At 64.8% G+C, this 26,726-nt stretch carries 25 protein-coding genes and 1 pseudogene; 18 read left to right on the top strand and 8 right to left on the bottom strand.

Features of this window, described 5'->3' with window-relative positions; translation table 11 throughout:
- Positions 1-113 precede the first annotated feature (113 nt).
- Both miaB and ACFX4F_RS10505 read right to left on the bottom strand, forming a co-directional pair.
- Positions 114-1,532 (bottom strand): tRNA (N6-isopentenyl adenosine(37)-C2)-methylthiotransferase MiaB, encoded by a 1,419-nt coding sequence (gene miaB, locus ACFX4F_RS10510; protein WP_380654913.1) that lies wholly within the window; start codon positions 1,530-1,532, stop codon positions 114-116.
- 194 nt (positions 1,533-1,726) lie between these two features.
- Complete coding sequence (locus ACFX4F_RS10505; protein ID WP_380654910.1) at positions 1,727-2,347, bottom strand: glutathione S-transferase family protein; 621 nt, start codon at positions 2,345-2,347, stop codon at positions 1,727-1,729.
- Positions 2,348-2,427: 80 nt separating this feature from the next.
- Between ACFX4F_RS10505 and ACFX4F_RS10500 the strand changes: the two genes are divergently transcribed.
- The 7 genes from ACFX4F_RS10500 to ACFX4F_RS10470 all read left to right on the top strand — a co-directional run bounded on the left by ACFX4F_RS10500 (position 2,428) and on the right by ACFX4F_RS10470 (position 8,463).
- Entirely contained in the window at positions 2,428-3,396 is a 969-nt protein-coding gene (locus ACFX4F_RS10500) for a helix-turn-helix transcriptional regulator (RefSeq protein WP_380654907.1), read from the top strand.
- Positions 3,397-3,442: 46 nt separating this feature from the next.
- Complete coding sequence (locus tag ACFX4F_RS10495; RefSeq protein WP_380654904.1) at positions 3,443-4,372, top strand: lytic transglycosylase domain-containing protein; 930 nt, start codon at positions 3,443-3,445, stop codon at positions 4,370-4,372.
- A gap of 159 nt (positions 4,373-4,531) precedes the next feature.
- Positions 4,532-5,152 (top strand): ubiquinol-cytochrome c reductase iron-sulfur subunit, encoded by a 621-nt coding sequence (gene petA / locus ACFX4F_RS10490; protein WP_025875286.1) that lies wholly within the window; start codon positions 4,532-4,534, stop codon positions 5,150-5,152.
- Positions 5,152-6,411 (top strand): cytochrome bc complex cytochrome b subunit, encoded by a 1,260-nt coding sequence (locus ACFX4F_RS10485; RefSeq protein WP_025875284.1) that lies wholly within the window; start codon positions 5,152-5,154, stop codon positions 6,409-6,411. The genes petA and ACFX4F_RS10485 overlap by 1 nt, the downstream gene beginning before the upstream one ends.
- On the top strand, positions 6,404-7,153 hold the full coding sequence (locus tag ACFX4F_RS10480; RefSeq protein WP_099820023.1) for a cytochrome c1: 750 nt from the start codon (positions 6,404-6,406) through the stop codon (positions 7,151-7,153). The genes ACFX4F_RS10485 and ACFX4F_RS10480 overlap by 8 nt, the downstream gene beginning before the upstream one ends.
- Before the next feature lie 134 nt (positions 7,154-7,287).
- The gene (locus ACFX4F_RS10475) at positions 7,288-7,923 is read left to right on the top strand and encodes a glutathione S-transferase N-terminal domain-containing protein (protein ID WP_089240017.1); all 636 of its coding nucleotides are present in this window, start codon (positions 7,288-7,290) and stop codon (positions 7,921-7,923) included.
- 84 nt (positions 7,924-8,007) lie between these two features.
- A complete protein-coding gene (locus ACFX4F_RS10470) occupies positions 8,008-8,463 on the top strand; it encodes a ClpXP protease specificity-enhancing factor (RefSeq protein WP_099820024.1) in 456 nt (151 codons plus the stop codon).
- Positions 8,464-8,501: 38 nt separating this feature from the next.
- Here ACFX4F_RS10470 and ACFX4F_RS10465 read toward each other — a convergent pair.
- The 5 genes and pseudogenes from ACFX4F_RS10465 to ACFX4F_RS10445 all read right to left on the bottom strand — a co-directional run.
- A pseudogene (locus ACFX4F_RS10465) lies at positions 8,502-8,618 on the bottom strand (DUF3301 domain-containing protein); the annotation flags it as partial.
- Positions 8,619-8,683: 65 nt separating this feature from the next.
- Positions 8,684-9,034: a DUF3301 domain-containing protein gene (locus ACFX4F_RS10460; protein WP_099820025.1), complete on the bottom strand. Its 351-nt coding sequence runs from the start codon at positions 9,032-9,034 to the stop codon at positions 8,684-8,686.
- A 69-nt stretch (positions 9,035-9,103) separates the two neighbouring features.
- Positions 9,104-10,072 (bottom strand): DUF2272 domain-containing protein, encoded by a 969-nt coding sequence (locus ACFX4F_RS10455; protein ID WP_380654896.1) that lies wholly within the window; start codon positions 10,070-10,072, stop codon positions 9,104-9,106.
- A gap of 123 nt (positions 10,073-10,195) precedes the next feature.
- Positions 10,196-11,047 (bottom strand): carboxylating nicotinate-nucleotide diphosphorylase, encoded by an 852-nt coding sequence (gene nadC, locus ACFX4F_RS10450; RefSeq protein WP_099820027.1) that lies wholly within the window; start codon positions 11,045-11,047, stop codon positions 10,196-10,198.
- A complete protein-coding gene (locus ACFX4F_RS10445; protein WP_099820028.1) occupies positions 11,044-11,313 on the bottom strand; it encodes a Trm112 family protein in 270 nt (89 codons plus the stop codon). The genes nadC and ACFX4F_RS10445 overlap by 4 nt, the downstream gene beginning before the upstream one ends.
- A gap of 58 nt (positions 11,314-11,371) precedes the next feature.
- Between ACFX4F_RS10445 and purE the strand changes: the two genes are divergently transcribed.
- Both purE and ACFX4F_RS10435 read left to right on the top strand, forming a co-directional pair.
- Entirely contained in the window at positions 11,372-11,875 is a 504-nt protein-coding gene (purE, locus tag ACFX4F_RS10440; protein ID WP_099820029.1) for a 5-(carboxyamino)imidazole ribonucleotide mutase, read from the top strand.
- Positions 11,872-13,020, top strand: coding sequence for a 5-(carboxyamino)imidazole ribonucleotide synthase (locus tag ACFX4F_RS10435; protein WP_380654891.1), 1,149 nt, complete (start codon positions 11,872-11,874; stop codon positions 13,018-13,020). Before purE ends, ACFX4F_RS10435 begins: the two co-directional genes overlap by 4 nt.
- Positions 13,021-13,160: 140 nt before the next feature.
- On the opposite strand, the gene ACFX4F_RS10430 is transcribed toward ACFX4F_RS10435, so the two are convergent.
- Positions 13,161-13,739: a superoxide dismutase gene (locus ACFX4F_RS10430; RefSeq protein WP_380654888.1), complete on the bottom strand. Its 579-nt coding sequence runs from the start codon at positions 13,737-13,739 to the stop codon at positions 13,161-13,163.
- Between the two features lie 119 nt (positions 13,740-13,858).
- Here ACFX4F_RS10430 and grxD point away from each other — a divergent pair, with 119 nt between their 5' ends.
- From grxD to ACFX4F_RS10385, 9 genes are all read left to right on the top strand, one after another.
- Positions 13,859-14,179 (top strand): Grx4 family monothiol glutaredoxin, encoded by a 321-nt coding sequence (gene grxD / locus ACFX4F_RS10425; protein ID WP_025875264.1) that lies wholly within the window; start codon positions 13,859-13,861, stop codon positions 14,177-14,179.
- Positions 14,176-14,973 carry an SDR family NAD(P)-dependent oxidoreductase gene (locus ACFX4F_RS10420; RefSeq protein WP_108264767.1) on the top strand — a complete coding sequence of 266 codons (798 nt, stop codon included), beginning with the start codon at positions 14,176-14,178 and terminating at the stop codon, positions 14,971-14,973. Before grxD ends, ACFX4F_RS10420 begins: the two co-directional genes overlap by 4 nt.
- A gap of 208 nt (positions 14,974-15,181) precedes the next feature.
- A complete protein-coding gene (locus ACFX4F_RS10415) occupies positions 15,182-18,421 on the top strand; it encodes a carboxypeptidase regulatory-like domain-containing protein (RefSeq protein WP_380654885.1) in 3,240 nt (1,079 codons plus the stop codon).
- Between the two features lie 253 nt (positions 18,422-18,674).
- Positions 18,675-20,063: a nucleotide 5'-monophosphate nucleosidase PpnN gene (gene ppnN / locus ACFX4F_RS10410; RefSeq protein ID WP_099820034.1), complete on the top strand. Its 1,389-nt coding sequence runs from the start codon at positions 18,675-18,677 to the stop codon at positions 20,061-20,063.
- A 173-nt stretch (positions 20,064-20,236) separates the two neighbouring features.
- Entirely contained in the window at positions 20,237-20,752 is a 516-nt protein-coding gene (locus ACFX4F_RS10405) for a GspH/FimT family pseudopilin (protein WP_380654880.1), read from the top strand.
- Positions 20,749-21,246: a type IV pilus modification protein PilV gene (gene pilV / locus ACFX4F_RS10400; protein ID WP_313444948.1), complete on the top strand. Its 498-nt coding sequence runs from the start codon at positions 20,749-20,751 to the stop codon at positions 21,244-21,246. The genes ACFX4F_RS10405 and pilV overlap by 4 nt, the downstream gene beginning before the upstream one ends.
- Before the next feature lie 8 nt (positions 21,247-21,254).
- Positions 21,255-22,412 carry a PilW family protein gene (locus ACFX4F_RS10395; protein WP_380654876.1) on the top strand — a complete coding sequence of 386 codons (1,158 nt, stop codon included), beginning with the start codon at positions 21,255-21,257 and terminating at the stop codon, positions 22,410-22,412.
- Between the two features lie 5 nt (positions 22,413-22,417).
- Entirely contained in the window at positions 22,418-22,939 is a 522-nt protein-coding gene (locus ACFX4F_RS10390; protein ID WP_099820037.1) for a PilX N-terminal domain-containing pilus assembly protein, read from the top strand.
- A gap of 13 nt (positions 22,940-22,952) precedes the next feature.
- On the top strand, positions 22,953-26,714 hold the full coding sequence (locus ACFX4F_RS10385) for a pilus assembly protein (RefSeq protein ID WP_380654873.1): 3,762 nt from the start codon (positions 22,953-22,955) through the stop codon (positions 26,712-26,714).
- Positions 26,715-26,726 lie beyond the last annotated feature (12 nt).

Raw genomic sequence — 26,726 nt, 5'->3', positions numbered from 1 at the left:
AAGCGACTGGACTGAGGCATGCCGACCAACGGTCGGCATCCACACGGTAGGTGCCGACCGTTGGTCGGCACACCTCAATACCTCGGTGGGTGCCGACCGTTGGTCGGCACACCTTATTCCGCCACCACGCGGCCACGCAGCGAATTGGTCAACGCTTCAGTGATCACCACGTCTACGAACTGGCCGATCAGGCGCGGATGCGCCGGGAAGTTCACCGAACGCATGTTTTCGGTCTTGCCGGTCAGTTCGTTCGGGTTCTTGCGTGAGGGACCTTCAACCAGCACGGTCTGCACGCTGCCAACCATCCTTTCGGAGATGCTCGCAGCGTGTGCATTGATGCGTTCCTGCAGGCGCGACAGGCGTGCATGCTTCTCCGCATCGCTGATCGTGTCTTCCAGGTCCGCTGCCGGCGTGCCCGGGCGACGCGAATAGATGAAGGAGAAGCTGTGGTCGAAGCCGATGTCCTCGATCAGTTTCATGGTCTTCTCGAAATCCGCATCGGTCTCGCCGGGGAAACCGACGATGAAGTCCGAGCTGATCGAGATGTCCGGACGTACCGCACGCAGCTTGCGGATCTTCGACTTGAATTCCAGTGCGGTGTAACCGCGCTTCATCGCCGACAGCACGCGGTCGCTGCCCGCCTGTACCGGCAGGTGCAGGAAGTTGGCCAGCTGCGGCACGTCGCGGAACGCATCGATCAGCGAATCGCTGAACTCCAGCGGGTGCGAGGTGGTGAAGCGGATGCGGCCAACGCCATCGATCTCGGCGATGGTGCGGATCAGCAGGCCGAGATCGGCGAATTCGCCGTCGCCATACGGCCCGCGGTAGGCGTTGACGTTCTGGCCGAGCAGGTTGATCTCGCGCACGCCCTGCGCGGCGAGCTGCGCCACTTCCACCACCACGTCCTCGAACGGGCGGCTGACTTCGGTGCCGCGCGTGTAGGGCACTACGCAGAACGAGCAGTACTTGGAGCAGCCTTCCATGATCGACACGAACGCCGACGCGCCATCGGCACGTGGTTCGGGCATGCGATCGAACTTCTCGATTTCCGGGAAGCTGATGTCCACCTGCGGGCGCTGCTGTTCGCGGCGGGCGCGGATCAGTTCTGGCAGGCGATGCAGCGTCTGCGGGCCGAACACCAGGTCGACGAACGGCGCACGCTTGATGATCGCCTCGCCTTCCTGCGACGCCACGCAACCGCCGACGCCGATGATGACCTCACGGCCCTGGTTCTTCAGGCTCTTCCAGATGCCCAGCTGGCTGAACACCTTCTCCTGCGCTTTTTCGCGGATCGAGCAGGTGTTGACCAGGATGACGTCGGCGTCTTCCGGGCGATCGGTCAGTTCCAGGCCATCACTGGCGGCGAGCACGTCGGCCATCTTGGCCGAGTCGTACTCGTTCATCTGGCAACCGTGGGTCTTGATGTACAGCTTGCCTTTCACCTGGTCGGGCTTGCGCGGACCGGCGGGCAGGGCAACGAGCGGAGTACCACCCGGCGTGGCGGGCGGAAAGACGTCTGGCGTCCCGGTCATGGCGCTTAATCCATTCGGGTGGCGGGAAAGGGGGCGATTCTACCCGCATCCTGCGCCATCCGCCGCGCCCTTGTAGAGCCGAGCCCACGCTCGGCTGCTCTTCCCGCTTGCCATGGGGCAGCCAGGCACGGCCTGGCTCTACTGAAACCAGCCGAGCGTGGGCTCGGCTCTACAAAGGAAACCCGGCGAATGCCTTACGCCGCCACCAGCTCCGCATCGATCTGCCGCGAACGATCAAACGCGGTCAGCGCACTCATCCGTGCGATGTAGGCGGCGGTCGCCGATGCTGGCTGCACCAGGCCGAACGCACTGGTCCATGCCAGCGCATTGCCCCACAGCACGTCGGCCGCACTCATCACCTCGCCCAGCAGATACGGCCCCTGCGCCAGCTGTGCTTCGATCACCTGCAGCACCGTATCGGCGTCGTTGTAGGGCGACATCGCATGCGGCGGCGGCTCGCGACGCATTGCCCGGTCGATCATCGCCGGCTCGAAGCAGGCGCCATAGAAGGCCATCCAGCGCAGATAGGGGCCGCGCAGGGCGTCGCCGATCGGCGGTGCCAGCCGAGCTTCCGGGTACAGGTCGGCCAGGTACAGGTAGATCGCCACCTGTTCGGTCACCAGGGCGCCGTTGTGGACGATGGCCGGCACCTTGCCCATCGGATTGATCGCCAGATAGGCCGGGGCCAGGTTGGCGCCAGCCTTCAGGTCCAGCACCTGCATGCGGTAGTCGGCGCCCAGTGCTTCAAGCAGGGCCACCGCGCCGCTCGAGCGTGAACGGGCGGCGTGGTAGAGGGTGATCTGGCGTGACGTCATGGCATTGCTCCTTGCAGGTGGTGGTGAAGTGGGGCCCATGCTGGGGCACAATTGCGGACGACTTCTGTCCGCGATCCGTCATGCGCCATACCGCCCATCGCCTGCTTCGCCTGATCTCGCTGCTGCAGGCCCGCCGCCACTGGTCCGGTGCCGAGCTCGCCGAGCGTATGGGGGTGGATCGGCGCAGCATCCGCCGCGATGTCGAACGCCTGCGCGAGCTGGGATATCCGGTGCAGGCGTCGGCCGGCGTAGGCGGGGGCTACCGGCTGGCCGCGGGGGCACCGGTGCTGCCGATGCTGCTGGACGAGGAAGAGGCCACCACGCTGGCGATTGCCCTGCGTGCGGCCTCGGCCACGGTCTCCGGCATCGACGACACCGCACGCGGCCTGCTGTCCAAGCTCGACCCGCTGGTGCCGGCGCGTCGCCGCCAGCAGGCCGGCGAAGTGCATGCGGCCACTGCGACCCTGTCCGATCTGCCATCCACCGATGCGCGCCTGCTCGGGCGGCTGGCCCAGCACTGCCGGCAGGCCGCGCGGCTGGCCTTCGAATACCGCAGCGCGCAGGACGCGGTGACGCAACGGCAAGTCGAGGCCCAGCACCTGGTCAACTACGGGCGGCGCTGGTATCTGCTGGCCTGGGACCTGGGCCGGCAGGACTGGCGCACGCTGCGCGTGGACCGGATGGGCGCTGTGCGGCCTCTGCCCGAGCCTGGCCTGCACCGGCGAACCCCGGCGCCGCCCGATGTGATGGTGCGGCAGGCGGTCAGCCAGGCGCCGTTCGCGCTGCAGGCCATCCTGCGTCTGGCCGGCAGTGAAGCGGAGCTGGCCGGCCGCATTCCGCCCTGGTGTGGCGTGCTGGAGGCCGATGGGCCAGACCATTGCCTGTTGCGGATGGGCGCGGAAAGCCGCGGCATGATGCTGGCGCAGATCCTCAGCCTGGATCGCCTGCCGGTGGCACTGTGGACCACGCCGGCCGAGCTGCGCGAGGAGCTGGCCCAGCGTCTGACCGGGCTCAGCCAGGTCCTGGCCGTGCCCGCGGTCACGGTCTGAGCCGTCGCGCTTGGCAAGCCGCAGCGAAGCTGGGACACTCGCGGCCATGAAGGGGAGACTGGGGATAACGGCGATCATCATCGCTGCGCTGACCGCTGCGCCGGCCAGCGCCGGCACCCTGTACAAGTGCCTTGGCGCCGATGGGGTCACCAGCTATGTCAGCAAGCGGGTGGCCGGTGCCCAATGCAGCACCATCAGCTACACCCGCAGCGCGGGCAGGGCGGTGCGCGCCCCGATCGTCAGCTCGGCGCCGACGCCAGTGCCCGTGCCTGCTGCAGTGGTGGCCAGCGCCGAGCGCAACCCGGTTGCCGTGGCCGCCAGCGCTGCCAGTCCCGCTGTCGCGCCGGCTCCTGCGCCCGCGGCAGCGTCCACGCCGGCCAGCCCACGCGGCGGCAAGATGGTCAGCGGACAGGTCTATTCGTACATGCAGGACGGGGTGCGCCACTACACCAGCGCACGCCCGACCCAGGTCGCCAATCTCGGCCCGGTGCGGACCATCCGCTACAGCTTCATGGAGCGCTGCTACGCCTGCGGGGTCAATCCGCGCGTTGATTTCGGCAGCGTGCGCCTGAACACCACGGCCTTCCAGAGCGAGATCACCTCGGCCGCACGCGAGTTCGGGGTGGAAGAGGCGGTGGTGCGCGCGATCATCCATGCCGAGTCGGCCTACAACCCGACCGCGCTCAGCCGTGCCGGTGCGCAGGGCCTGATGCAGTTGATGCCGCCCACCGCCGCACGTTTCGGTGTCAGTGATTCCTACGACGCCGGGCAGAACATCCGTGGCGGTGTGCAGTATCTGGCGTGGTTGTTGAAGCGGTTCAACGGTGATCTGACCCTGGCCGCTGCCGGCTACAACGCGGGCGAGGGGGCGGTGGATCGCCATCGCGGCGTGCCTCCCTACAGCGAGACACAGTATTACGTGCGCCGGGTCGGCCAGCTGGCCGAGCGTTATCGTACGGTGCTGAGCAAACAGTAGTGCCGGGCCATGCCCGGCAACCCCCCAAAGCAATGTTGTTGCAATGCGTTGTGTGGCGCGCGACGGTTCCGCTACACTCGACCGAGATTCAATGCGGCTCTGGCCCCCACCGGAACCGCTGGCAGCCTTAAAGCTACCTAATCAATATCGGAGTGCCGGATGGCCAACGATGGGGTACACGATCCAGTCAACACCGGACGTCGGCGTTTTCTTACTGCCACCACAGCCGTGGTGGGCGCCGTCGGCGTCGGATTCACCGCAGTTCCTTTCATCAAATCCTGGAACCCCAGTGCCCGCGCCAAGCTTGCCGGCGCACCGGTGGTGGCCGACATCAGCGCCCTGCAGGAAGGCCAACGCCTGATCGTGGAATGGCGTGGCCAGCCGATCTGGATCGTCAAACGGTCCAAGGCGATCCTTGATGCGCTGCATGGGCTGGATGGCCGTCTGAAGGACCCCGAGTCCGGCGAGAAGGACCAGCAGCCGGAGTACGTGCTCAAGCAGAACCCCGAGCTGCGCTCGATCAAACCCGAGATCTCGGTGCTGGTCGGTCTCTGCACGCACCTGGGCTGCTCGCCGGAAATGGTGGGTGAAATACGCCCCGAGCCCTACGACCCACAATGGAAGGGCGGCTATTTCTGCCCCTGCCACAAGTCGCGCTTCGACATGTCCGGCCGCGTCTTCAAGGACGTGCCCGCACCCATCAACCTGAAGGTGCCCGCGCACCATTACCAGGACGACAACACCATCATCATCGGTGTCGATCCGCAGGGGGCTGCCTGATGTCCAACATCCTCAGCCGTACCGCCACCGGCGTGGCCGACTGGGTCAATGCCCGTGCGCCGGGGTTGATGCCGATCTACCGCAAGCATGTCAGCGAGTACTACGCGCCGAAGAACTTCAACATCTGGTACTACTTCGGCTCGCTGGCGCTGCTGGTGCTGGTCAACCAGATCGTCACCGGCATCTTCCTGACCATGCACTACAAGACGAATGCCGCCGAAGCATTCGCCTCCATCGAATACATCATGCGTGACGTGGAGTGGGGCTGGCTGATCCGCTACATGCACTCCACCGGTGCCTCGCTGTTCTTCATCGTGGTCTACCTGCACATGTTCCGCGGGCTGCTGTATGGCAGCTACCAGAAGCCGCGCGAACTGGTGTGGATCCTGGGCATGCTGATCTACCTGGTGTTGATGGCCGAGGCCTTCATGGGCTACGTGCTGCCGTGGGGCCAGATGTCGTTCTGGGGCGCCAAGGTGATCATCTCGCTGTTCGGCGCCATTCCGGTCATTGGTAACGGCCTCACCGAATGGATCATGGGCGATTACCTGCCCAGCGACGCCACGCTCAACCGGTTCTTCGCACTGCACGTGATCGCGCTGCCGCTGGTACTGCTGCTGCTGGTGGTGCTGCACCTGGGGGCGCTGCATGAAGTGGGATCGAACAACCCCGATGGCGTGGAGATCAAGAAGGGGCCGAAGGGCAACCGCTGGTCACCGAACGCGCCGACCGACGGCATTCCGTTCCATCCGTACTACACGCTGAAAGATGGCGTCGGCGCGGGCTTCCTGCTGATCATCGCGGCCTTCATCATCTTCTTCGCACCGGCCTTCGGTGGCCTGTTCCTGGAACACGACAACTTCACCGAAGCCAATCGCCTGGTCACCCCCGAACACATCAAACCGGTCTGGTACTACACGCCGTACTACGCGATGTTGCGGGTGGTGCCGAACAAGCTGGGTGGCGTGATCGTGATGTTCTCGGCCATCGCCATCCTGTTCCTGGTGCCCTGGCTCGACCGCGCCAAGGTCAAGTCCTACCGTTACCGCGGCTGGCTGTCGCGCGGCCTGCTGGGCATGTTCGTGGTGTGCTTCGCGTGGCTGATGGTGATCGGTTCCGGTCCTGGTACCGATGCACACGAGACCTATGTCGGGCGGGTGCTGACCTTCCTGTACTTCGCCTTCTTCATCACCATGCCGATATGGACAAGGCTGGACAAGACCAAGCCGGTACCGGAAAGGGTGACCACGCATGACTGAGCGCTGGATGGTCCGGCTGGCCCTGGCGGCCGCCCTGATGCTGGGCAGTACCCTGGCCATGGCCGCCGAGGGCGGCACCAAACTGCTGCAGGCCGGCAACGACCTGGGTGACCGGGCGTCGCTGCAGCGCGGCGCCCAGCTGTACATGAACTACTGCAGCGGCTGCCACGCATTGAAGTACCTGCGCTATTCGCGGATGGGCGAGGACCTGGGGCTGAGCGAGGAAGAGGTGATGAACAACCTCAACTTCACCGGCTCGGCGATCGGCGATCCGGTGCCGGTGGCAATGCCCAAGGAGCAGGCCGAGAAGTGGTTCGGCAAGATGCCGCCGGACCTGAGCCTGATCTCCCGGGTGCGTGGCAGCGACTGGATCTACACCTACCTGAAGTCGTTCTACCTGGACAGCAGCCGCCCGCTGGGCTGGAACAACGCGCTGTTCGCCAACGCCTCCATGCCCAATCCGTTGTGGGAGATGCAGGGCCTGCAGCACGCGGTGCATGGCAAGGCCGAAGCGCCGGGTATGGACCCGCCGGTAACGGGCCTGCGCATCGAAAGCCCGGGCTCGGTCGATGCGGGCCAGTACGACCAGGCCGTGCGCGACATCACCAACTTCCTCGAATACGCCGGCGAACCGGCCGCGCTGAAGCGGCAGCAGCTCGGTGTCTGGGTGATCCTGTTCCTGGCCCTGCTGACCTTCCTGGTGTACCTGTTGAAGAAGGAATACTGGAAGGACGTGCACTGATCCAGAGCCGGCCATTGCATCGGGCCTATTGGCTTTTGTGATGGTCGGTTGCACACTCGGGGAGGAGTCGACCGCCAGCACGGTGCTGGCGGCGCCGATGCGGCAGGCGGTCTCCTGTCGTAGGAGAGCCTTTGATGGCGGCGAGCGTACGCATGCGCAATACACTGACGCTGTTTTCCTCGAACGACGATGTACTGTGCCACCGTGTGCGCCTGGTGCTGGCGGCCAAGGGCGTGAGTTTCGACTTCGTTCCGGTCGATCCACAGAATCCGCCGGAAGATCTGATCGATCTCAATCCGTACCACTCGGTGCCGACCCTGGTCGAGCGCGAGCTGGTGCTGTATGCCGCCTCGGTGGTCAGCGAGTATCTGGACGAGCGCTATCCGCACCCGCCGCTGATGCCGGTCGACCCGCTGTCGCGCGCGCGCATCCGCCTGGCCATGCTGCGTATCGAGCACGACTGGGTGCCGCAGGTGCAGGCGATCCAGCTGGGCAACAAGACCCAGGCCGAGGCGGGGCGCAAGCGACTGAAGGAGCTGCTGACGGCCTCGCTGCCGTTGTTCAAGGCCAGCAAGTTCTTCCTCAACCCGGAAATGAGCCTGGCCGACTGCGCGATGGCGCCGATCATCTGGCGCCTGCAATCGCTGGATGTGCCGTTGCCGAAGGACAGCAAGGCCATCGAGGACTACGGCAACCGGATTTTCCGCCACCCCGGTTTCGTCCGCAGCCTGACCGATCAGGAAAAGAAACTGCGCGATCTGCCGGGCTGATCCGGCATCCGCTTTCCCGTCTGCACGCCGACCGGCGTGCAGGCGATCCGCCCCGGCAGGGGCGTCGGGCGCTACACTTCACGCATGACCGAAGACTTCTTCCACATGACCAGCCACCGCCCGTACCTGTTGCGGGCACTGGTGGAATGGATCAATGACAACCAGCTGACTCCGCACATCCTGGTCGACGCCGGCGTTCCCGGCGTGCAGGTTCCGCCTTCGGCCGTCAAGGACGGCAGGGTGGTGCTCAACATCGCCGAGCGCGCCGTCGTACGGCTGGTGATCGACAACGAGTCGGTGAGCTTCTCGGCGCGCTTCTCCGGCACCAGCTATCCGGTGCAGGTGCCGATCAGCGCGGTGCTGGCCGTGTATGCCCGTGAGACCGGGCAGGGCATGGCGCTGCCGGACGACATCCCGGGTGGCGAACCGGCGCAGGCCAGCGACGAGCTGCTGCACGACGATGCGCAGACGCCGCCGGACGACACGCCGCCCGCCGGTCCGCCGCCCAAGGGCCGCCCGACCCTGCGCGTGGTCAAGTAACGGTGGGTGCCGACCGTTGGTCGGCACACCTTCAGCGGTTACACATCCTCGGCATCTTCGTTGTCCGCACGGATCTGGCTGATCCGCGCCGCGCCCGGGCCGGTGAAGGACACCAGCTGGTCGCCGCGCAGCACCATGCGGCCGACATGGCGATCCACGCATGGCGTGGCTCTACCGGCGCGCTGTCCAGTAGATCCACGCCATGCGTGGATGCCCTTGCTCACACATCCTCGGCATCTTCGTTGTCCGCACGAATCTGGCTGATCCGCGCCGCGCCCGGGCCAGTGAAGGACACCAGCTGGTCGCCGCGCAGCACCATGCGGCCGACATGGCGATCGATGCCGTCGTAGGAATACTCGAACTTGAAGGTGCGCTCGAAACCGAGCCGGCCATCTTCCCCACGCGACAGGCGCAGACCCGTGGCGTGCACCGCCTGGTCCAGCCACTGCACATCGGCGGCGCGGCAGGCATTGCGGCCCAGTTCGATCGCACGTTCGGCGGCCGAACGCGCTGCGTTCCAGAAGAAGTAGACGATACCGCCGGCAATCAGCAGGAACAGCAGGGTGGGCATGGCTTCAGCCGTCAGGTGTCGATCCGCCAAAGATGGCGACGAATGGCGAGCGGATCAAGCGGCATCTGCTCAGCGATCGCTGCCAGGCTCCGTTGCCGGCTGCAGCGGTACCGGTGTCGGTGCCGCGGGTACCGCCGGCGGACGCGGCGCAGTGGCATTCAACTGCAGCAGTGCGGCCCAGTCCTGCCGGTTGAAGCTGCACTCGTCCTCGCGCCCCGGTGTGCAGGTCGGGTCGATGCCGGTGGTGTCGCGCTCGCGCGGTGGCGGCAGCTTGATCGTGCCGGTGCGATCCAGTTGCAGCAGGCGCATCGCCACGGTGTTCATGACATTGCCGCCCACCAGGTAAAGCGTCTGGTCACCACCGAGATTGGCCGCCACCACTACTTCGCAATGCGACTTCCAATGGCCGACCGAGCCGTTGCCCAAGGCCTGCACCAATCCGCTGTAGCTGAGTGTGCTGCTGCGGTCGCGCAGGAAGCACAACAGGTCGCCCGGTGCTGGCTTGGCGGTGGCCGGGTCCACCAGGCGGTAGGGCACCCCGGAAGGGCCTGCCTGGTAGGCGGCGCGGATGTAGTCGATATGGCGTGGGGACGTGTTGAAGCCGGGTACCCCGGCACGCACCATCACCCAGGAAATGAAGGCCGCCGACCACGGATTGTCGATCAGGAAGGCGCGGCAATCGCTGTCGGTGTAGCGGGTTCCCAGCGGGGCCAGGCAGCTGCTGGCGCCCGGTTGGCTGCCCAGTGCATTGAGCGTGCCGCTTTCGCGCCAGTAGCTGGTGACCCGTTGCCAGGCGATCAGGCCGTTGTCGGCCAGATGATCGCCTTCGGCCTCGGTGACACTGAGGCTGGCAGCGCGGCCGTCACGGTCGATGAAGGGGCGGAACCAGAGGCGATGCTCGTTGCAGGCCGTGTTGCGGATGGCGATGGCCAAAGGGCTCAGGCCGAAACGCGGGGGGACATCGCAGGCTTCGACGGCGGCGGCCGAGAAGGGCGTCGCGGCCAGCAGCAGGCAGGCGGGCAAGAGCATCCGGCGCATGCGCGGCTCCTGTGGGGGATGGTCGCAGCGTCGCAGCGCCGTTGTGAACGCCGGGTGTGAGAACGGGGTCAGATCCCTTTCCTTTGGAAAAGGGATCTGACCCCGAGGCCCGCGTCCCCGGCATCAACCCGGTGGCGGACCCAGTTTCAGTGAGAGATCGATGGCCTGCACGTGCTTGGTCAGGCCGCCGATGGAAATGCAGTCCACGCCATCTTCGGCGATCGAGCGCAGGCCACCGAGGCCGACGCTGCCGGACACTTCCAGTGGAATGCGGCCTTCGGTGATGCGCACCGCTTCGCGCCGCAGTTCTGGGCTGAAGTCGTCCAGCAGGATGCGTTCACAGCCGGCCTGCAGCGCCTGCCGCAACTGTTCGAGGTCCTCGACCTCGACCACCAGCGGCAGCTGTGGCCATTGCTGGCGGGCCGCCGACACCGCGGCAGCCAGGGAGCCGGCGGCACGGATGTGGTTCTCTTTCAGCATCACCGTGTCGTACAGGCCGAAGCGGTGGTTGTCGCCGCCGCCGCAACGCACCGCGTACTTCTGCGCCAGGCGCAGGCCGGGCAGGGTCTTGCGGGTATCGAGGATGCGCGTGCCTGTCCCTTCCACCGCAGCCACATAGCGGGCTGTGGTGGTGGCGGTGCCGGACAGGGTCTGCAGGAAATTCAGCGAGGTGCGTTCGGCGCTGACCAGACTGCGGCTGCGCCCATGCAGCAGCGCCAGCACGGTACCGGCGCTGACATTGTCGCCTTCGGCTACCCGCCACTCGATCTGCACGTCGGCATCGAGCGCGCGATGGGTGGCATCGAACCACGGGCGGCCCGCGATCACCGCATCCTGCTTGCACAGCAGGTAGGCGCTGTCGGGCTGGTCGGGCAGCAGGGCGGCGGTAACGTCACCGCTGCCCAGGTCCTCGGCCAACGCGCGGGCGACATCGGCCGCGACGACGGCTGGATCCGGCGTCGGCAGCGCGTTCATGCGGTCGGGAAGTCGGCGATCTGTGCGGTCGGGATGGCCTCTTCGGCCAGAAGCACCGGAATACCGTCGTCGACGCGGAACACCTGCTTGCGGTCGCGGGTGACCAGGGCTTCGCGCAGCGGCTGCGCCAGCGGGTTGCCATCGGCGCGGTTGACGGAACCGGCGGCGATCGCCCGGTTGAGGGCTTCCAGGCCCTTGCCATCCAGCAGGGACAGGGGCTGGCGGGTGTCGGGCGATACCAGCAGGTCGAGCAGCTTGCGATCCATGGTTCTTCGTCTTGCGTGGAAGATGGCTAGAATACGTCTTTAAGGCAGGTGACGGCCAATGACCCCCAACCCGATCGCGCCGCTTGTCGGCATCGTCATGGGTTCCCGCTCCGACTGGGAAACCATGCAGCACGCCGCCCAGAAGCTTGAAGCCCTGGGTGTTCCGTTCGAAGTGAAGGTGGTGTCCGCGCATCGGACGCCGGATGTGTTGTTCAGTTATGCCGAGCAGGCCGGTTCGCGCGGGCTGCGCGCGATCATTGCCGGCGCCGGCGGTGCCGCGCATCTGCCGGGCATGATCGCGGCCAAGACCGCGGTGCCGGTGCTGGGCGTGCCGGTGCAGTCCAAGGCGCTCAACGGCATGGATTCGCTGCTGTCGATCGTGCAGATGCCGGCTGGTATCCCGGTCGCCACCTTCGCCATCGGCAATGCCGGCGCGTCCAATGCCGCGCTGTTCGCCGCTGCGATGCTGGCCAGTGACCAGCCGGCGATCGGCCAGGCGCTCGATGCTTTCCGCGCGCGCCAGACCGAAGACGTGATGGCCCACGACGATCCGCGCCAATGAGCCTGACCGTCGGCATCCTCGGCGGCGGTCAGCTCGCCCGCATGATGGTCCTGGCCGGTGCGCCGCTGGGACTGCGCTTCGAACTGTATGATCCGGCGGCTGACGCCTGCAGTGGCCCACTGGCGCCGCTCACCGTCGGCGCCTTCGACGATCGCCAGGCACTGGCGGACTTCGCTGCCAAAGTCGACGTGATCACCTTTGATTTCGAGAACGTGCCGGCCGACAGCGCGCAATGGCTGGCCGATCGCGTGCCGGTCTATCCGCCGCCGTCCGCGCTGGCGGTGGCCCAGGACCGGTTGAGCGAGAAGACCCTGTTCCAGCAGTTGGGTATTCCGCTGCCGGCGTTCGCCGATATCCGCAGCCGTGACGAACTGGCGGCCAAGGCGGCCGAATTCGGCCTGCCGTGCATCCTGAAGACCCGCCGCCTGGGCTACGACGGCAAGGGCCAGTTCCGCCTGCGCAGCGAAGCGGACATCGATGCCGCATGGCAGGCGCTGGGTGCGCAGGTTGAGCGGACCGGCCTGATCCTCGAGGGTTTCGTCGCCTTCCAGCGCGAAGTCAGCGTGGTGGCCGTGCGCGGCCGCGATGGCAGCTTCCAGGCCTGGCCGGTCACCGGCAACTGGCATGTCGACGGCGTGCTGTCGGCCAGCGTGGCCCCGGCGGTACTGTCCGCTGCTGAGCACGACGCGGCGATCGGCTATGCCCGCCGCGTGGCCGAACACCTGCAGTACGTGGGTGTGTTCGCGCTGGAGCTGTTCTGCCGCGACGGTGAACTGCTGGCCAATGAAATGGCACCGCGCGTGCACAACTCCGGTCACTGGACCATCGAAGGCAGCGAAACTTCGCAGTTCGAGAACCACCTGCGCGCGGTGCTCGGCCTGCCGCTGGGCAGTACCCGCATGCTTGGCCATGCCTGCATGCTGAACTGGCTGGGGGCGATGCCTGACCCGACGCCGGTGCTGCAGCAGGCCAGCGGCCATTGGCACGACTACGGCAAGGAATCGCGTGACGGCCGCAAGGTTGGTCACGCAACGCTGCGTGACGATGATGCCGGCGCACTGGCTGATGCGCTGGTGCAGGTCGGCCTGGAACTGGACCGCCAGGCCCAGGTGGCCCCGGCCGTGCACGCGCTGCGCAACGCCTGATCAAACGGGTGCCGGCCACTGGCCGGCAATGCCCACCAAGGTGGGCAGCTACCAGGGCGGTGCCCACAAATGTGGGCCGCCGCCATGGCGCGGCGCGATGCCGGTAGCGCCGGGCCATGCCCGGCGGATGCCCGTCCGTATCAGCGCAGCTGGCTCTCGGCGAACTCCCAGTTCACCAGTTGCCAGAATGCTTCCAGATAACGCGCGCGATCATTCTGGTAATCGGTGTAGTACGCGTGTTCCCAGACATCGCAGCACAGCAGCGGGGTGCTGTCGCCGGTCAGCGGCGTGCCTGCATTGCGCGTGGCCTGCAGGCCGAGTTGACCACCCGGGTGCTGTACCAGCCACACCCAGCCGGAGCCGAACAGGCCCAGCGCGGTGCGGTTGAACTCCTCGCGCAGGCGCTGCACGTCGCCGAACTGGCGCTTGACCAGCTCGCCCAGGCGGCCCTGCGGCTCGCCACCGCCACGCGGGCGCAGGCATTGCCAGTAGAAGCCGTGGTTCCACGCCTGGGCGGCGGCATCGAACAGCGCGCCCTGGGCATGGCGGACGATGTCCTCCAGGGTGGCTTCTTCCCATTCGGTGCCGACAGTGGCGGCATTGACCGCGTCGACATAGGTGCGATGGTGGCGGCCATGATGCAGTTCCACGGTCTGTGCCGACAGGTGCGGCTGCAGGGACGAGGGCAGGTAGGGCAGGGCGGGCAATTCGACGGGCATGGACAGGTTCGTGGCCAGGGGGCGGCGGCAGCCGGTACCATCGGCATACAATGGGGGCTACCGTGGGCAGTCTAGCCGACCATCGCGGTTGGTTCGTCCGGCGAAGCAAGGAGTGAGGTGTGGCGGTAATGCAGCAAATCCAGGCCGAGGTGGATCGTTACCCGCTCGTGCTGTTCATGAAGGGCACCCCGCAGTACCCCATGTGCGGCTATTCCAGCCGCGCCGTGCAGGCCTTGATGGCCGCAGGCGCCGTCGCGCTGCGCACGGTCAATGTGCTGGAAGAGCCGGAGATCCGCGCCAACCTGCCGCGTTTCTCCAATCTGCCCACCTTCCCGCAGCTGTTCATCAACGGTGAGTTGATCGGTGGCTGTGACATCGTCATGGAACTGTTCGAAGCCGGCGAGCTCAAGCGCATCGTCGAAGAGGCCGCGCAGGGATGAGCGCCTGGCCATCGACGTCACCGGCAGACGGGGCGCTCGATGGCCGCCCGTTGCAGGATCGCGTGGTGCTCGTTGCCGGCGCCGGCGGCGGGCTGGGGAGTGCCGCCGCTGTGGCAGCCGCCGAGGCGGGAGCGACCGTGGTCCTGCTGGGGCGCAAGCCACGCCGGCTGGACCGGGTCTACGCCCAAGTGCAGGCGGTCGGGCCGGAACCCTTGTTGTACCCCTTGGACCTGGAAGGTGCAGGTCCCGACGACTATGCCGAACTGGCCCAGGCCGTGGCGCAGGAGTTGGGACGTCTAGATGGCCTGCTGGTCTGTGCAGCGCACTTTCCCGGCCTGACCCCGTTCGAGCTGGCTGACCCGGCCAGTTTCGCCCGTGCCGTGCACGTCACCCTGACCGCACCGGCCTGGCTGGCCCAGGCCTGCCTGCCGTTGCTGCGCCAGCGTGAAGATGCGGCGCTTGTGTTCACCGTCGATGCCCCCGAACGGGTGGGGCAGGCGTATTGGGGCGGCTATGGTGCCGCCCAGCATGGCCTGCGCGGGCTGATCGGCAGCCTGCATGACGAGCTGGCCCGCAGCCCGGTGCGGGTAAGTGGTCTTTACCCCGGCCCCTTGCGTACCGCCCTGCGGGCGCGGGCCTATTCGATCGACCAGGATCCGGCCGCGCGTGGCCCGGAGGCCGCCGCTGCGGCGGCCGTGACCCTGTTGTCCGCCGCTGGACAGGCGTGGCGGGGGCAGGTACTCGATGCGGGCAATCCGCCATCGACGAGTGAAGACGTTCGTAAGGCGGAATGAAGATCCCGTCACGATAGCGTTGCGATCTGGTGCCGTTTGTCGCACAACCGTCACATTGAAAGCGTAGCGTGTTAATCTAGTGTTAACCGTTGCGGCAGCTGCCGTTCACGGTAGGGAACCCCAGATAAATGTCCGAACAGCCGCCCGCAAGGCTGCTTGGATGCGCTTTTTTTCCGCCATCGCCAACTCGCATCGAGGCTACCGAACAATGACTCACCCATTCCGGATGTCCAAGCTCACCCTTGGTCTCGTGGCTGCGCTCGCCGCCGCTCCCGCCTTCGCCCAGAGCACCTCTGCCGGTGTCGGCGGCCAGGTCGTGTCCAATGCGGGCGCGCCTGTTGCTGGTGCTGAAGTCACCATCACCCACACCGAATCGGGCACCGTTTCGCGTGCGACCACCGATGCGTCGGGTCGTTACAACGCGCGCGGCCTGCGCGTGGGTGGTCCGTACACCATCACCATCACCAAGCCGGGTGAGGGCACCAAGACCGAAGAGGGCGTGTACCTCAACCTGAACCAGGTCAACACGGTCAACGCCAACCTGGCCGGCGATGTCGCCGCCACCAATCTGGATGCCGTCCAGGTCGTGGCTGCCGCAGTGGGTAGCGACCTGTTCAGCGCCTACAAGATGGGCACCGGCACCAACGTCAACCGCGAAACCCTGGATTCGCTGCCGTCGGTGAACCGCAACATCCAGGATTACATCCGCCTTGATCCGCGCATCTCGCAGGTCAGCAAGGCCGACGGTGCGATCTCGGTTGGTGGTCAGAACACCCGTTACAACGCGATCCGCATCGATGGTATCGGTGCCGGCGATCCGTTCGGCCTGGAATCCAACAACCTGCCGACCGAGCGTCAGCCGGTGTCGATGGATGCGATCCAGGAAATCAACATCGACATCGCCAACTACGACACCACCATTGCCGGTGGTACGGGCGCGGTGATCAATGCGGTGACCAAGTCGGGTACCAACAACTTCGGCGGTACCGTGTATTACGCGTACCGCGACAAGGACATGGTTCGCAAGGACCTGGAAGGCGTCCGCTTCAACGGCTTCGATGACGAAAAGACCTACGGCATGACCTTCGGCGGCCCGATCGTCAAGGACAAGCTGTTCTTCTTCGCCAACTACGAAAAGATGGAGCGTTCGGCTCCGGGCGTCAGCCTGACCGATTCGCCGTACGGCAAGGGCACCATCACCGATGCCGACATCGCCCGTGCGCAGCAGATCGCCACCGGTTACGGCTTCGACGCAGGTTCGCTCAATGCGCCGGCCAACAAGACCGAAGTCGAAGAGTACGCGCTGAAGATCGACTGGAACATCAACGAGAACCACCGTGCTGCGGTGCGTTACAACAAGCTCGAGCAGAATGTTGTCCGCTTCCCGCAGATCAGCAACAGCGCGGTTTCGCTGAGCAGCTTCTGGTACCAGCAGCCGAAGACCTATGAATCCTGGATGGGCGAACTGTTCAGCGACTGGTCCGAGAACTTCTCGACCGAGTTCAAGATCTCGCACAAGGAATACACCTCGATCCGCACCACGCCGTCGAGCCTGCCGCAGATCCAGATCCGTGGTTTTGGCGCCAGCGGCAATGACTCGCTGTACTTCGGTACCGAGCAGAATTCGCACGTGAACGCCGTCGAGAGCAAGGAACTGAGCGCGTTCGGTGCCGCCACCTGGTACGTCGGCGACCACACCGTCAAGTTCGGTTTCGACTACTCCGACAACGACCTGATGAACTACTACGGCCGCAACGTCAACGGCGCGTATGTGTTCAACAACCTCAGCGATTTCGCTGCAGGTCGCGTTAACCAGTACGTCGTCCGTGCGCCGCGCGCCGGTGGCAGCTACGACGACATCCCGGCCAAGTACACGCTGAAGAACACCGGTCTGTTCATCCAGGACAGCTGGGCGGTCAACAGCAACTTGACCCTGCAGGCCGGCGTCCGCGTCGACATGCCGGACTTCGGCACGCAGAAGCTGTACAACCCGCGCATCATGGAGCTGTACGGCTACGACAACACCCAGCTGCCTGACAGCAAGCTGGTGCAGCCGCGCTTCGGCTTCAACTACACCTTCGACAGCGATCGCCCGACCCAGCTGCGCGGCGGCGTGGGCCTGTTCGGTGGCGCGGCCCCGAACGTGTGGCTGGCAGGTGCCTACCAGAACACCGGCCTGAACTACACCGAGTACACCGTCCGCAACCAGACCGGTATCTTCACCCCGAACACCAATCCGCCTTACATTCCGGCAGCAGGTGCGGGTGCTCGTCAGAACGTGGACATCGCCGCGCCCGACCTGAAACTGCCGTCGGTGTGGAAGTCCAACATCGCCTTCGATCACGAACTGCCGTGGTATGGCATCGTTGCGTCGGCTGAGTTCCTGTACACCAAGGTCAAGAGCGCGATCTACTTCGAGCGTCTGGACCTGTACAAGAACGCTGGTGGCCCGTCGTACACCCGTATTGGCCAGGACGGTCGCGAGCTGTACTGGAATCCGGCGGGCTACACACCCTGTGCCGGCGCCAACTGCTCCATTCGTGAAGGCAGCAACGGTGCGGGCGGCAAGTTCAATCGTCCGACCGACATGGGCGACGTGCTGCTCATGAAGAACACCGACAAGGGCAGCAGCCGCCAGTTCACCGCTGGCCTGAACAAGCCGCTGACCGAGAACTGGGGCTGGTCGCTGGCCTACACCTACACCGCGGCGAAGGAAGTCAGCCCGCTGACCAGTTCGCAGAACACCTCCAACTGGGGCAGCACCCTGATCGGTACCGCCAACGAGAACGTGGCCTATGATTCGCGCTACGCGATCAAGGACCGCGTGACCGGTTCGATCAACTGGAAGAAGGCGTTCTTCGGCAATTACAACACCACCGTGGGCCTGTTCTACGAAGGCCGTTCGGGTCGTCCGTTCAGCTACATCTACTACAACGACATGAACGGCGATGCCGCCGCCACCACTGGCGCCGGTTACTTCAACGACCTGTTCTACGTGCCGAATGGCCCGGGCGACGTCAAGTTCACCGGCGGTGCGGCGATGGAGAAGGCGTTCTTCGACTGGCTTGCCGCCAACCCGCAGCTGGAGAAGTACCGCGGCGAGATTGCTCCGGCAAACGCCTTCCGTACCAAGTGGGTGAACAGCTTCGACCTGCACATTGCCCAGGAATTCCCGGGCTTCGTGAAGGAGCACAAGGGTGAGCTGGCGCTGGACATCATGAATGTCGGCAACCTGCTCAACAAGAAGTGGGGCCGTATTGAAGATTACGGTTTCAACTCCACCTCCCGCGTGGCCAGCTACGCTGGTATCGATCCGGCAACCGGCAAGTACATCTACAACTTCACCGGCGCCACCGATACTCCGACCATCCAGGAAAACAACAACGACAAGGGCAACACCGGTGTGTCGCGCTGGTCGATGCAGCTGACCCTGAAGTACAAGTTCTGATCCTTCAGAACCTGAAGATGTAAAGGGAAACGGCCGGGGAAACCCGGCCGTTTTCCGTTCAGGCGAAAGTCCTTGCGGGGGGCGGGGCATCGGCGTAGCATCCAGACACGTGCGCGGCGCAGATGCCGCCGAAGCGGTCCCGAAGCGGCGAACGTGGGACGCACCTATCCAACGGTCGGGCTTCCCGGCCGTTTTGCTTTTTAAGGGGGCGGCAGTACAGTCGGACACCTTAAAGGAAGCAGAAAAAGTGGATATGACAACGAATGAAAAGGCAGCGCGGACGCTGCCGGTGCAGGACGCGCGGATCTACCCGCGTGGCGGCCTGGATGTGCTGTCCCGGGCAGAGGTTGCGCGCCTGCGCGATGCCTCCAGTGGTGGCATGCACGAGCTGCTGCGCCGCTGCGCGCTGGCCGTGCTGACCAGTGGCAGTGCCTCCGATGATCCGCGCGCCGCGCGCGATCTTTATCCCGACTTCGACATCCAGGTGGCGCAGCAGGATCGCGGCGTACGTATCGACCTGGCCAATGCGCCGGCGATGGCGTTCGTCGACGGCGAAATCATCCGTGGCGTGGCCGAGCTGCTGTTCGCCGTGGTCCGCGACCTGGCCTACATGGCCATCGAGATGGGCCCGGCCTACGCGGCCGAACTCGAATCGTCCGAGGGCATCACCAACGCGGTGTTCGGGCTGCTGCGCAACGCGCGCATCCTCAACCCGGGTGACCCGAACCTGGTGGTCTGCTGGGGCGGCCACTCGATCTCGCGCGACGAGTACCTGTACACCAAGCAGGTCGGTTACGAGCTGGGCCTGCGCGGCCTGGACATCTGCACCGGCTGCGGCCCGGGCGCGATGAAGGGCCCGATGAAGGGCGCCACCATCGCCCATGCCAAGCAGCGGCGGACGGTGACGCGCTACATCGGCCTGACCGAGCCGGGCATCATCGCCGCCGAGTCGCCGAACCCGATCGTCAACCACCTGGTGATCATGCCGGACATCGAGAAGCGCCTTGAGGCCTTCGTCCGCATCGGCCACGGCATCATCGTGTTCGCCGGTGGCGTCGGTACCGCCGAAGAGATCCTGTACCTGCTGGGCATCCTGCTGCGCGAAGAAAACAAGGACCTGCCGTTCCCGCTGATCCTGACCGGCCCGACCGTGGCCGCGCCGTACTTCGAGCAGATCGACCGTTTCATCCGCCTGACCCTGGGCGACGCTGCGGCCGAGCGCTACGAAATCGTCATCGGCGACCCGGTGGCGGTGGCCAAGAAGATGTCCTCCGGCATCAAGCGCGTGCGCGAGCACCGCCTGGCGCAGAAGGACTCGTTCTTCTTCAACTGGTCCATCGAGATTCCGTGGGAGTACCAGCAGCCGTTCGTGCCGACCCACGAAGCGATGGCGGCGCTGGACCTGCATCACGGGCGTGCACCGCACGCGCTGGCAGCCGACCTGCGCCGGGCGTTCTCGGGCATCGTCGCCGGCAACGTGAAGGAAGACGGCATGCGCCGCATCGAGGAGTTCGGGCCGTTCCAGATCCATGGCGACCCCGACATGATGCAGGCCCTGGACGCGTTGCTGCGTGCCTTCGTCGAGCAGCGCCGGATGAAGATCTCCGGCGAGTACCAGCCCTGCTACCAGGTGCTGGCGTAAGCCCGGCGAGGGTGGCTGGGCGGCGCGGCGGGGGCCGTGCCGGACCGGCCGGGGGAGGGCGGGACGTCAAGGCTTTGACGCCCGTCGCCCGGATCTGACCGTTCATCCTGCCGCCGCTTGCCGGCGGCAGGCCGGTGCGCCATCGTGGCCACCAACACGCTGGGGAGCGTCCAATGTCTTTGCGCCGCCAAAACGGCTTCACGCTGATTGAGTTGATGGTCACCCTGACCGTCTTCGTGATCCTGGCGTCGATCGCCTATCCGAGCTTCCGCAGCATGATGCGTTCGAACCGGATGGCGACGGCGAACAACGAAGTGATCGCGTTGGCCAACCTGGCGCGCAGTGAGAGCATCCGCAACAACCGGGGTGGTGGCATCTGTGGCAGCACCGACGGCCAGGCCTGTGATGGTGAATGGTCGAAAGGGTTGCTGGCCTGGTCCGATCTTGATGGTGATGGCGTGCTGGGCAGCAATGACAGCGTGCTGCGCTTCTCGCTGGGCAACCCACAGTTGAGCGTGGTCGGCCCCTCGGGTGCAACCATTGCCTTTGATGGTCGCGGTCGCCGCAAGGCCGTGGAAGATCAGACGCTCGTGCTGTCGCCGGCGTCCTGCAAGGCCGGTGAGCAGCGCAGCACGTTGACGTTCAACAAGTCCGGCCAGGTCCGGGTGACCAAGGGAACCTGCTCATGAATCGCCGCAACCTTGCCTCTCCACGTTCGTCCCAGGGCGGCTTCAGCCTGATCGAAGTAATGGTGGCCTTGTTGATCCTGGCGTTTGGGTTGCTCGGCTTTGCCTTGCTGCAGACGACGAGCGTGCGCTTCGTGCAGAGTGCCAATTACCGGACCCAGGCTACCAATCTGGCAAACGACCTGATCGAACTGATGCGCGCCCAGCGCACCGATACGCTTGCCGGTGGGGCTTACTCGTCGGCCTCGTTCGCTGCCGGTGCGGTGACGGCGAATGGCGCATGCGCCTGGCCGACCGGTGCGGCGGTGACGCCGAAGACCAACGTGGCACGCTGGCAATGTGAGGTCGTGAAGACGCTCGGTGAAAAGGCCAGCGCAGAAGTCCAGTTCACCCAAAGCACCGGCCAGGTCAGTGTGGCCATCACCTGGGGTGACCAACGTTGGGATCCAAAGGAGCCTGACAGCCTTACCACCTTCGGCCTGACCACTTTCCTGTGAGCGCGTCCATGAGTCCGTTTTCACGAGCCCGCGGTCTGTCGCTGATCGAACTGATGATCGCCATGGTCATCGGTCTGGTGCTTCTGCTGGGCATCACGCAGATCTTCATCGCGTCCCGTGCGGCTTCACGACTGTCCGAGGGTGCTGCCCGAACCCAGGAGAACGCGCGCTTTGCATTGGACTTCCTGCAGCGCGACCTGCGCATGGCAGGTCACTTTGGCTGCGTGAACGATCAGGCGCACGTGATCAAGAACACCGGCGATGTCCGCTACAACCTCGGTATCGCTGCTGGCAGCGGAGATCCGCTGGATTTCTCGGTACCGGTGCAGGGGTATGAGGCCGCAGGCACTGCCCCGACCAATACACTCACCCTGGGGCGCACGTGGAGCGCGGCGATATCCATGCCCAAGAGCATCAGCAACCTGAAGCCGGCGCCACTGCCGGGCAGTGATGTGCTTGTGCTTCGCCTGTTGAGTCCGGAAGGAGCGGTTGTGACAGGTGTCGGTGTCAGTGGAACCACAACCACGGTGACGGTGTCCGCTGACGGCATGGCGCGCCTGAAGGCGGGCGCTGCCGGCACCCCGACGGTGTTCGCTCTGGCCGATTGCACCCGCGCCGATGTGTTCCCGGCCAGCATCAGTGGATCCACGGTCAAGATCGAGAAGCTGGATCTGACCGGCTACTCGGTCAACAACGCGATGACGATGCTGTATCGCGCCGACGGCCTGGTGTACTACATCGCGAGCAATGGCAACAATGAGCCGGCCCTGTACCGCGCCCGCGCCAACGGAGCCGGTGGCTACGGTGACGGTGAGGAGCTGGTGGAGGGCATCGAGAGCATGCAGCTCCTGTACGGCCTTGATGCAACACCGGACATTTCTCTCTCTACTCCGCCCAGCGGCCGCATCGTCGACCAGCGCGTGGCCAGTGACATCAGTACTGCAGTGGATGCGACCGCCGTTGGCGCGTGGCGTCGCGTCGGCATGGTGCAGGTGGGGTTGCTTGCACGCAGCCCGCAGCGAGCGTCGGCACAGGCGCCAGGCTCGGCAGCCACGTATCTGGGCGTGCTCGGCGTGACCATCGCACCGGGCGATCCCTATGACCAGCGCCACCGTGGCGCCTATGAAGTTTCCGTTGCGTTGCGCAACCGCCTGTTCGGGAATTGACGACCATGCGCTCCATCAAGCTGTCTTCGCGCCGCACTTTCTCTGCCCCCGCCCGGCAGCGAGGTGCCGTGCTCTACGTTGCGCTGATCCTGTTGATTCTGTTGGCGCTGCTGGGCGTGATAGGCATGCAGGTCGCCGGCATGCAGGAGCGTATGGCATCCGGTTACCGTGCCGGCAACGTGGCCTTCCAGAATGCCGAGGGTGCTGCCCGCAGTGCCGAGAACGCGGTAGAGAAGATTGCCAACCGGCAGTCGCCGGGTGACAGCCCGGCGGTCACCTCGGCCGATATCGATCAACGCTGCGACGATGGCTTCGATCCTTCGGACTGGGTCGCCAAGACCAAGCTGGGCAGCAAGCCGGCTGTGAAGGTCCGGCAGATCCAGGGCTGCATCCAGGGGGAGGGGGCGTTGGACATGGGCAAGCCGCTGGAGGCTGCAACACCGGTCTACCAGATCACGACGTACGCCGGCGACACGGCCACCGACGCGACATCGCGCTCGGCGGTCGACACCGTATTCAAGCTGTGAGGGTGGGGAACCCATGAACACGCGAAATCGCAGGATCCTGGCGGGCGTAGGCCTTGCCGTTGTCGCCGCTGGCGGCTATCTGGTGCATACCCTGATGGCTGCGCAGGCGCAGGGTGTGTTGGCGCAGGAGCCGATGAACGTGCAGGTGCAGGCGCCTCCCGCGTTCATCATGGCCGTGGATGACTCGAATTCGATGACGTTCGAGCGCATGTTCCCGGGTGGTGACGGGCGGTTGATCCTCAACACGTCGACGGGCAGCTTCTTCAACAACAACGGCAGCTTCTACAGCGTCGGCCAGGACTGCAACTCCGGTTCAGTCGATTGCTACCTCTATCTCTACGCGCACAGCAACTACAACGAACGCTACTCGTATGGGCGCGCGATTCCGCCGCTGGATATGTTCGGCTTTGCCCGCTCACACGTCTACAACGCCAGCTATTACAACCCGGCAGTCAGCTACAAGCCGTGGATGAGGGCCGATGGAAGCCGTTGGGATGCTGCCAGTACCACGGCGGCGCGTGTCGACCCGCGCTCCGGATTTGCGGGATACGACATCACGTACGACATGACCAGTGTCCGTTCGAGGAACAATGAAGGGTTCCAGTTCGTCGATGGCATGCGCATTCCCGACCTGACGGGAACCGACAATGCGTATTACCGCAGCAACGGCTGGCGCACCACAGCGCGCGACATCAACTCTGCGGTGCAGTATGGCGTGCAGTACTTCCCGGCGACCTTCTATCTGCCGGAGAATTCACCTGCGCCCTACGGATACAAACTGGACGACGCGAATCGACCGGTTATCAAGGATGCCTGCGGGTCCAAGTGCAATCTGCGCCGGTATCAGATCAAGAAGGACAACTACAGCATCGATGGTACCTACGAGACTGCGGTGCAGAACTTCGCGAACTGGTTCCAGTATCACCGCAGTCGCACGCTGGCCATTGTCGGTGCGTCTACCGAGGCGTTGTATGGCATCGACAACATGCGTGTGGGCTATTTCACGATCAATGACCTGAAGAACGTGAAGATGCATGATCTGGTAACCAACCGCGCCGATCTCTATCAGCAGATCTATGGGTTGAAGCCGATCAGTGGCACACCCAACCGGCGTGCCGTGGAATATCTGGCCGAACAGTTCCGCCGCACCGATGACGGCGCGCCCGTCATCCGCGCCTGCCAGCGCAATGGCGGCATGTTGTTCACGGACGGATATACGAACTCCAAGAACTATCCGAATGGCTCGTTCGGCAACGCGGACGCGGTCAATACCGTGAACCTGCCGACACTGCCCTTCGCTGACAACTACAGCAACACGATGGCTGACGTCACTGCGGCCTATTACTCGGGCACCAAGACGCCGTTGCGCTCCGATACCGGCTTCCCCAGGGGGCAGGTGCCGGTCGATGAGCGCTGCGGGACGCTGTCCCAGGGCAGTGCGGAGTGGAAGCGGCTGGACTGCCAGGCCGATCTGCATATGAACTTCTACGGCGTCACACTTGGCGCACAGGGGCGAATCTACGGCGTGAATGCTGCCGCCACAGCTGACCCGTACAAGAACCCGCCGAACTGGAACGGAAACCCCGATCCATCGACGGTCGATGATGGAACGGTCGTCGACGAGATCTGGCACGCTGCACTGAACAGTCGTGGTGAGTTCATCAATGCTCAGACGCCTGCCGACGTGACCGAGGCGATGCGCCGGGTACTGGCCTCGATTTCCGGCGGGAAGTCGCCGTCGGGCACCATCGGCATGACCGGTGCCCGCATTGGCGCAGGGTCGCTGTCGGTGACGCCAAGCTACGACATCCGCAATGGTGCGACCGATTGGTCGAGCAAGCTCAAGGCCTCGACCGTGAAGATCAACAGTGATCAGGTCGCTGTGTTCAGCGAAGCCTGGGAGGCATCGGCGAAGCTGTCTTCGACGGGGCGCCGCATCGTCGCAAACAAGGCGGGTACGCTCGTTGACTTCGGTTCGGCTGATATCAGCCTGGCCGACCTGTGCAGCAAGCCGGATGGAAAGTACGCAGCGATGCTGGTGTGCTCGACTGACAAGCTGAAGAGCATTGACGCCGACATCAGCACCGCCATCCGTTATCTGAAAGCGGATGCGACGATGGAGAAGCGCAACGGCGGCAAGTACCGTGATCGCACCACGCCGCTGGGCGATATCGTCAATTCGGCCCCGGTGGTGAGTTCGCCCGTCGATGACTATGGCTATCGTCAGCTCGGCACCGATTATGCCGTCAGCTATGCCAAATACCTGGACACCAAGGCAAAGAACGGCCGCTATACGGTCTATGTCGGCGCCAATGACGGCATGCTGCATGCCTTCGACGGTGGCATGGGGGCGTCGGGTGAGATGGACAGCACGGGCGGGACCGAGCGCTTTGCGTATATTCCGGCAACCTCGCTGGGCCACATGGCCAACCTGCTGTTCCCGTACAAGCCTGATACCGCTGATCAGACCTTCCGGCATCGCTATTTCGTCGACGGTCCAATCACCATCTCGGACATGCTCATCGGCAGTACCTGGCAGACGGGGCTGGTCGGTACGGCCGGTGCTGGTGGCCGCTCGGTGTTCGCGTTGAACGTCAGTGACCCGGCAACCTTTGGCACTAACCAGGCACTCTGGGAGATCAGCGACCTCAACATGTCGTTGGACGAGGGCGTACGCAACAACATCGGCTTCGTGCTGGGCAAGCCGGTGATCGTGCCGGTGAAGGAAGGAAAGACGGTTGCATGGAAGGCGATCTTCGGTAACGGCTACAACAGTGCCAACCGCAAGGCTGTTCTGTTCGTCGTGGATATGGCGTCCGGCTCCACGCGGATGATCGAGGCGGTGGAAAGCAATGCCTCGGGAGCCAACATCTCCGGAGACAATGGGCTGGGTAACGTGGTGGTAGTGGATCGCTGGCGTGGCGACAGCCAGGACCTGCGCGGACGCGATGGTCTTGCCGATACCGTCTACGCTGCCGATCAGCGCGGTGCCATCTGGAAGTTCGATCTCACCAGCAGCGCCGACGCTGGGCTCACCGTTCCCGTGTTCACCACCCAGGTGAGCCAGGACACCAGCGCGCGGAACTTCCGCCAGCCGATCACGGGCGGCATGACTGCTGCGACGGGTCCGTCGGGCGGTGTGATGCTGTACTTCGGTACGGGTAGTTTCTCGTTCTACACTGACAAGGACGACACCTCGCGACAGGCGTTGTATGCGGTCAATGACCTTGGCGGAAAAAGGGTCACATCGACACTGACGTCCGCCAATCTGGCGCCCTATACGGCGGATGTTCCGGCGACTGGCGCCGAGGCACGCAGGATCGTCGCAGGAACTGCACCGGCCAGTGCGCAGGGATGGATGATCAATCTTCCCGCCGCCAACGGCGAGCGGTTTGTTGGTAATCCACTGCTTGTCAGCGGCATCATGTTCATGCCGACCTATGTCCCCAATCTGGAAACGGCGGGTTGCTCGACGAGTGGCTCGAACTGGCTGTTCGGTCTTTCTTCATTGACCGGTGCGCCCGCCCTGGAGAACGTCCGGAGCGGCTCACCCACGGGCGTCAAGCCGGCAGCCGGTACGGCGGGCCTGTCGCTGAAGACCGAGGGTACCGCCCCGATCAAGGATGTGTCCCTGTCGGTCATACCGCGACTCGGTAGTGGCAAGGAAGGTCCGCCTGGGGGCAGCTCGTGCTGGATGGTAGTGGGTGCTGCCGGCAGCCAGTCGCTGTACCTGCCTTATCCCTGCGGTCGCCAATCCTGGCGGCAGCTCCAGTGACTCCGGTGCGAG

It is taken from the genome of Stenotrophomonas sp. YIM B13575 (genome assembly GCF_042787595.1).
Taxonomy (GTDB): domain Bacteria; phylum Pseudomonadota; class Gammaproteobacteria; order Xanthomonadales; family Xanthomonadaceae; genus Stenotrophomonas; species Stenotrophomonas lactitubi_B.
This window is presented reverse-complemented; position numbering and strand designations above follow the sequence as displayed.

Bases quoted from the DNA above. Each gene is read 5' to 3' on its own strand.
- ACFX4F_RS10405 (WP_380654880.1), top strand. From the start codon at position 20,237: ATGTCTTTGCGCCGCCAAAACGGCTTCACGCTGATTGAGTTGATGGTC.
- ACFX4F_RS10460 (WP_099820025.1), bottom strand. From the start codon at position 9,034: ATGCCCACCCTGCTGTTCCTGCTGATTGCCGGCGGTATCGTCTACTTC.
- ACFX4F_RS10415 (WP_380654885.1), top strand. From the start codon at position 15,182: ATGACTCACCCATTCCGGATGTCCAAGCTCACCCTTGGTCTCGTGGCT.
- ACFX4F_RS10475 (WP_089240017.1), top strand. From the start codon at position 7,288: ATGGCGGCGAGCGTACGCATGCGCAATACACTGACGCTGTTTTCCTCG.
- ppnN (WP_099820034.1), top strand. From the start codon at position 18,675: ATGACAACGAATGAAAAGGCAGCGCGGACGCTGCCGGTGCAGGACGCG.
- petA (WP_025875286.1), top strand. From the start codon at position 4,532: ATGGCCAACGATGGGGTACACGATCCAGTCAACACCGGACGTCGGCGT.
- ACFX4F_RS10390 (WP_099820037.1), top strand. From the start codon at position 22,418: ATGCGCTCCATCAAGCTGTCTTCGCGCCGCACTTTCTCTGCCCCCGCC.
- ACFX4F_RS10435 (WP_380654891.1), top strand. From the start codon at position 11,872: ATGAGCCTGACCGTCGGCATCCTCGGCGGCGGTCAGCTCGCCCGCATG.
- ACFX4F_RS10445 (WP_099820028.1), bottom strand. From the start codon at position 11,313: ATGGATCGCAAGCTGCTCGACCTGCTGGTATCGCCCGACACCCGCCAG.
- ACFX4F_RS10420 (WP_108264767.1), top strand. From the start codon at position 14,176: ATGAGCGCCTGGCCATCGACGTCACCGGCAGACGGGGCGCTCGATGGC.
- ACFX4F_RS10395 (WP_380654876.1), top strand. From the start codon at position 21,255: ATGAGTCCGTTTTCACGAGCCCGCGGTCTGTCGCTGATCGAACTGATG.
- ACFX4F_RS10455 (WP_380654896.1), bottom strand. From the start codon at position 10,072: ATGCGCCGGATGCTCTTGCCCGCCTGCCTGCTGCTGGCCGCGACGCCC.
- pilV (WP_313444948.1), top strand. From the start codon at position 20,749: ATGAATCGCCGCAACCTTGCCTCTCCACGTTCGTCCCAGGGCGGCTTC.
- ACFX4F_RS10430 (WP_380654888.1), bottom strand. From the start codon at position 13,739: ATGCCCGTCGAATTGCCCGCCCTGCCCTACCTGCCCTCGTCCCTGCAG.
- ACFX4F_RS10480 (WP_099820023.1), top strand. From the start codon at position 6,404: ATGACTGAGCGCTGGATGGTCCGGCTGGCCCTGGCGGCCGCCCTGATG.
- nadC (WP_099820027.1), bottom strand. From the start codon at position 11,047: ATGAACGCGCTGCCGACGCCGGATCCAGCCGTCGTCGCGGCCGATGTC.
- ACFX4F_RS10470 (WP_099820024.1), top strand. From the start codon at position 8,008: ATGACCGAAGACTTCTTCCACATGACCAGCCACCGCCCGTACCTGTTG.
- ACFX4F_RS10385 (WP_380654873.1), top strand. From the start codon at position 22,953: ATGAACACGCGAAATCGCAGGATCCTGGCGGGCGTAGGCCTTGCCGTT.
- ACFX4F_RS10485 (WP_025875284.1), top strand. From the start codon at position 5,152: ATGTCCAACATCCTCAGCCGTACCGCCACCGGCGTGGCCGACTGGGTC.
- purE (WP_099820029.1), top strand. From the start codon at position 11,372: ATGACCCCCAACCCGATCGCGCCGCTTGTCGGCATCGTCATGGGTTCC.
- ACFX4F_RS10500 (WP_380654907.1), top strand. From the start codon at position 2,428: ATGCGCCATACCGCCCATCGCCTGCTTCGCCTGATCTCGCTGCTGCAG.
- miaB (WP_380654913.1), bottom strand. From the start codon at position 1,532: ATGACCGGGACGCCAGACGTCTTTCCGCCCGCCACGCCGGGTGGTACT.
- ACFX4F_RS10505 (WP_380654910.1), bottom strand. From the start codon at position 2,347: ATGACGTCACGCCAGATCACCCTCTACCACGCCGCCCGTTCACGCTCG.
- ACFX4F_RS10495 (WP_380654904.1), top strand. From the start codon at position 3,443: ATGAAGGGGAGACTGGGGATAACGGCGATCATCATCGCTGCGCTGACC.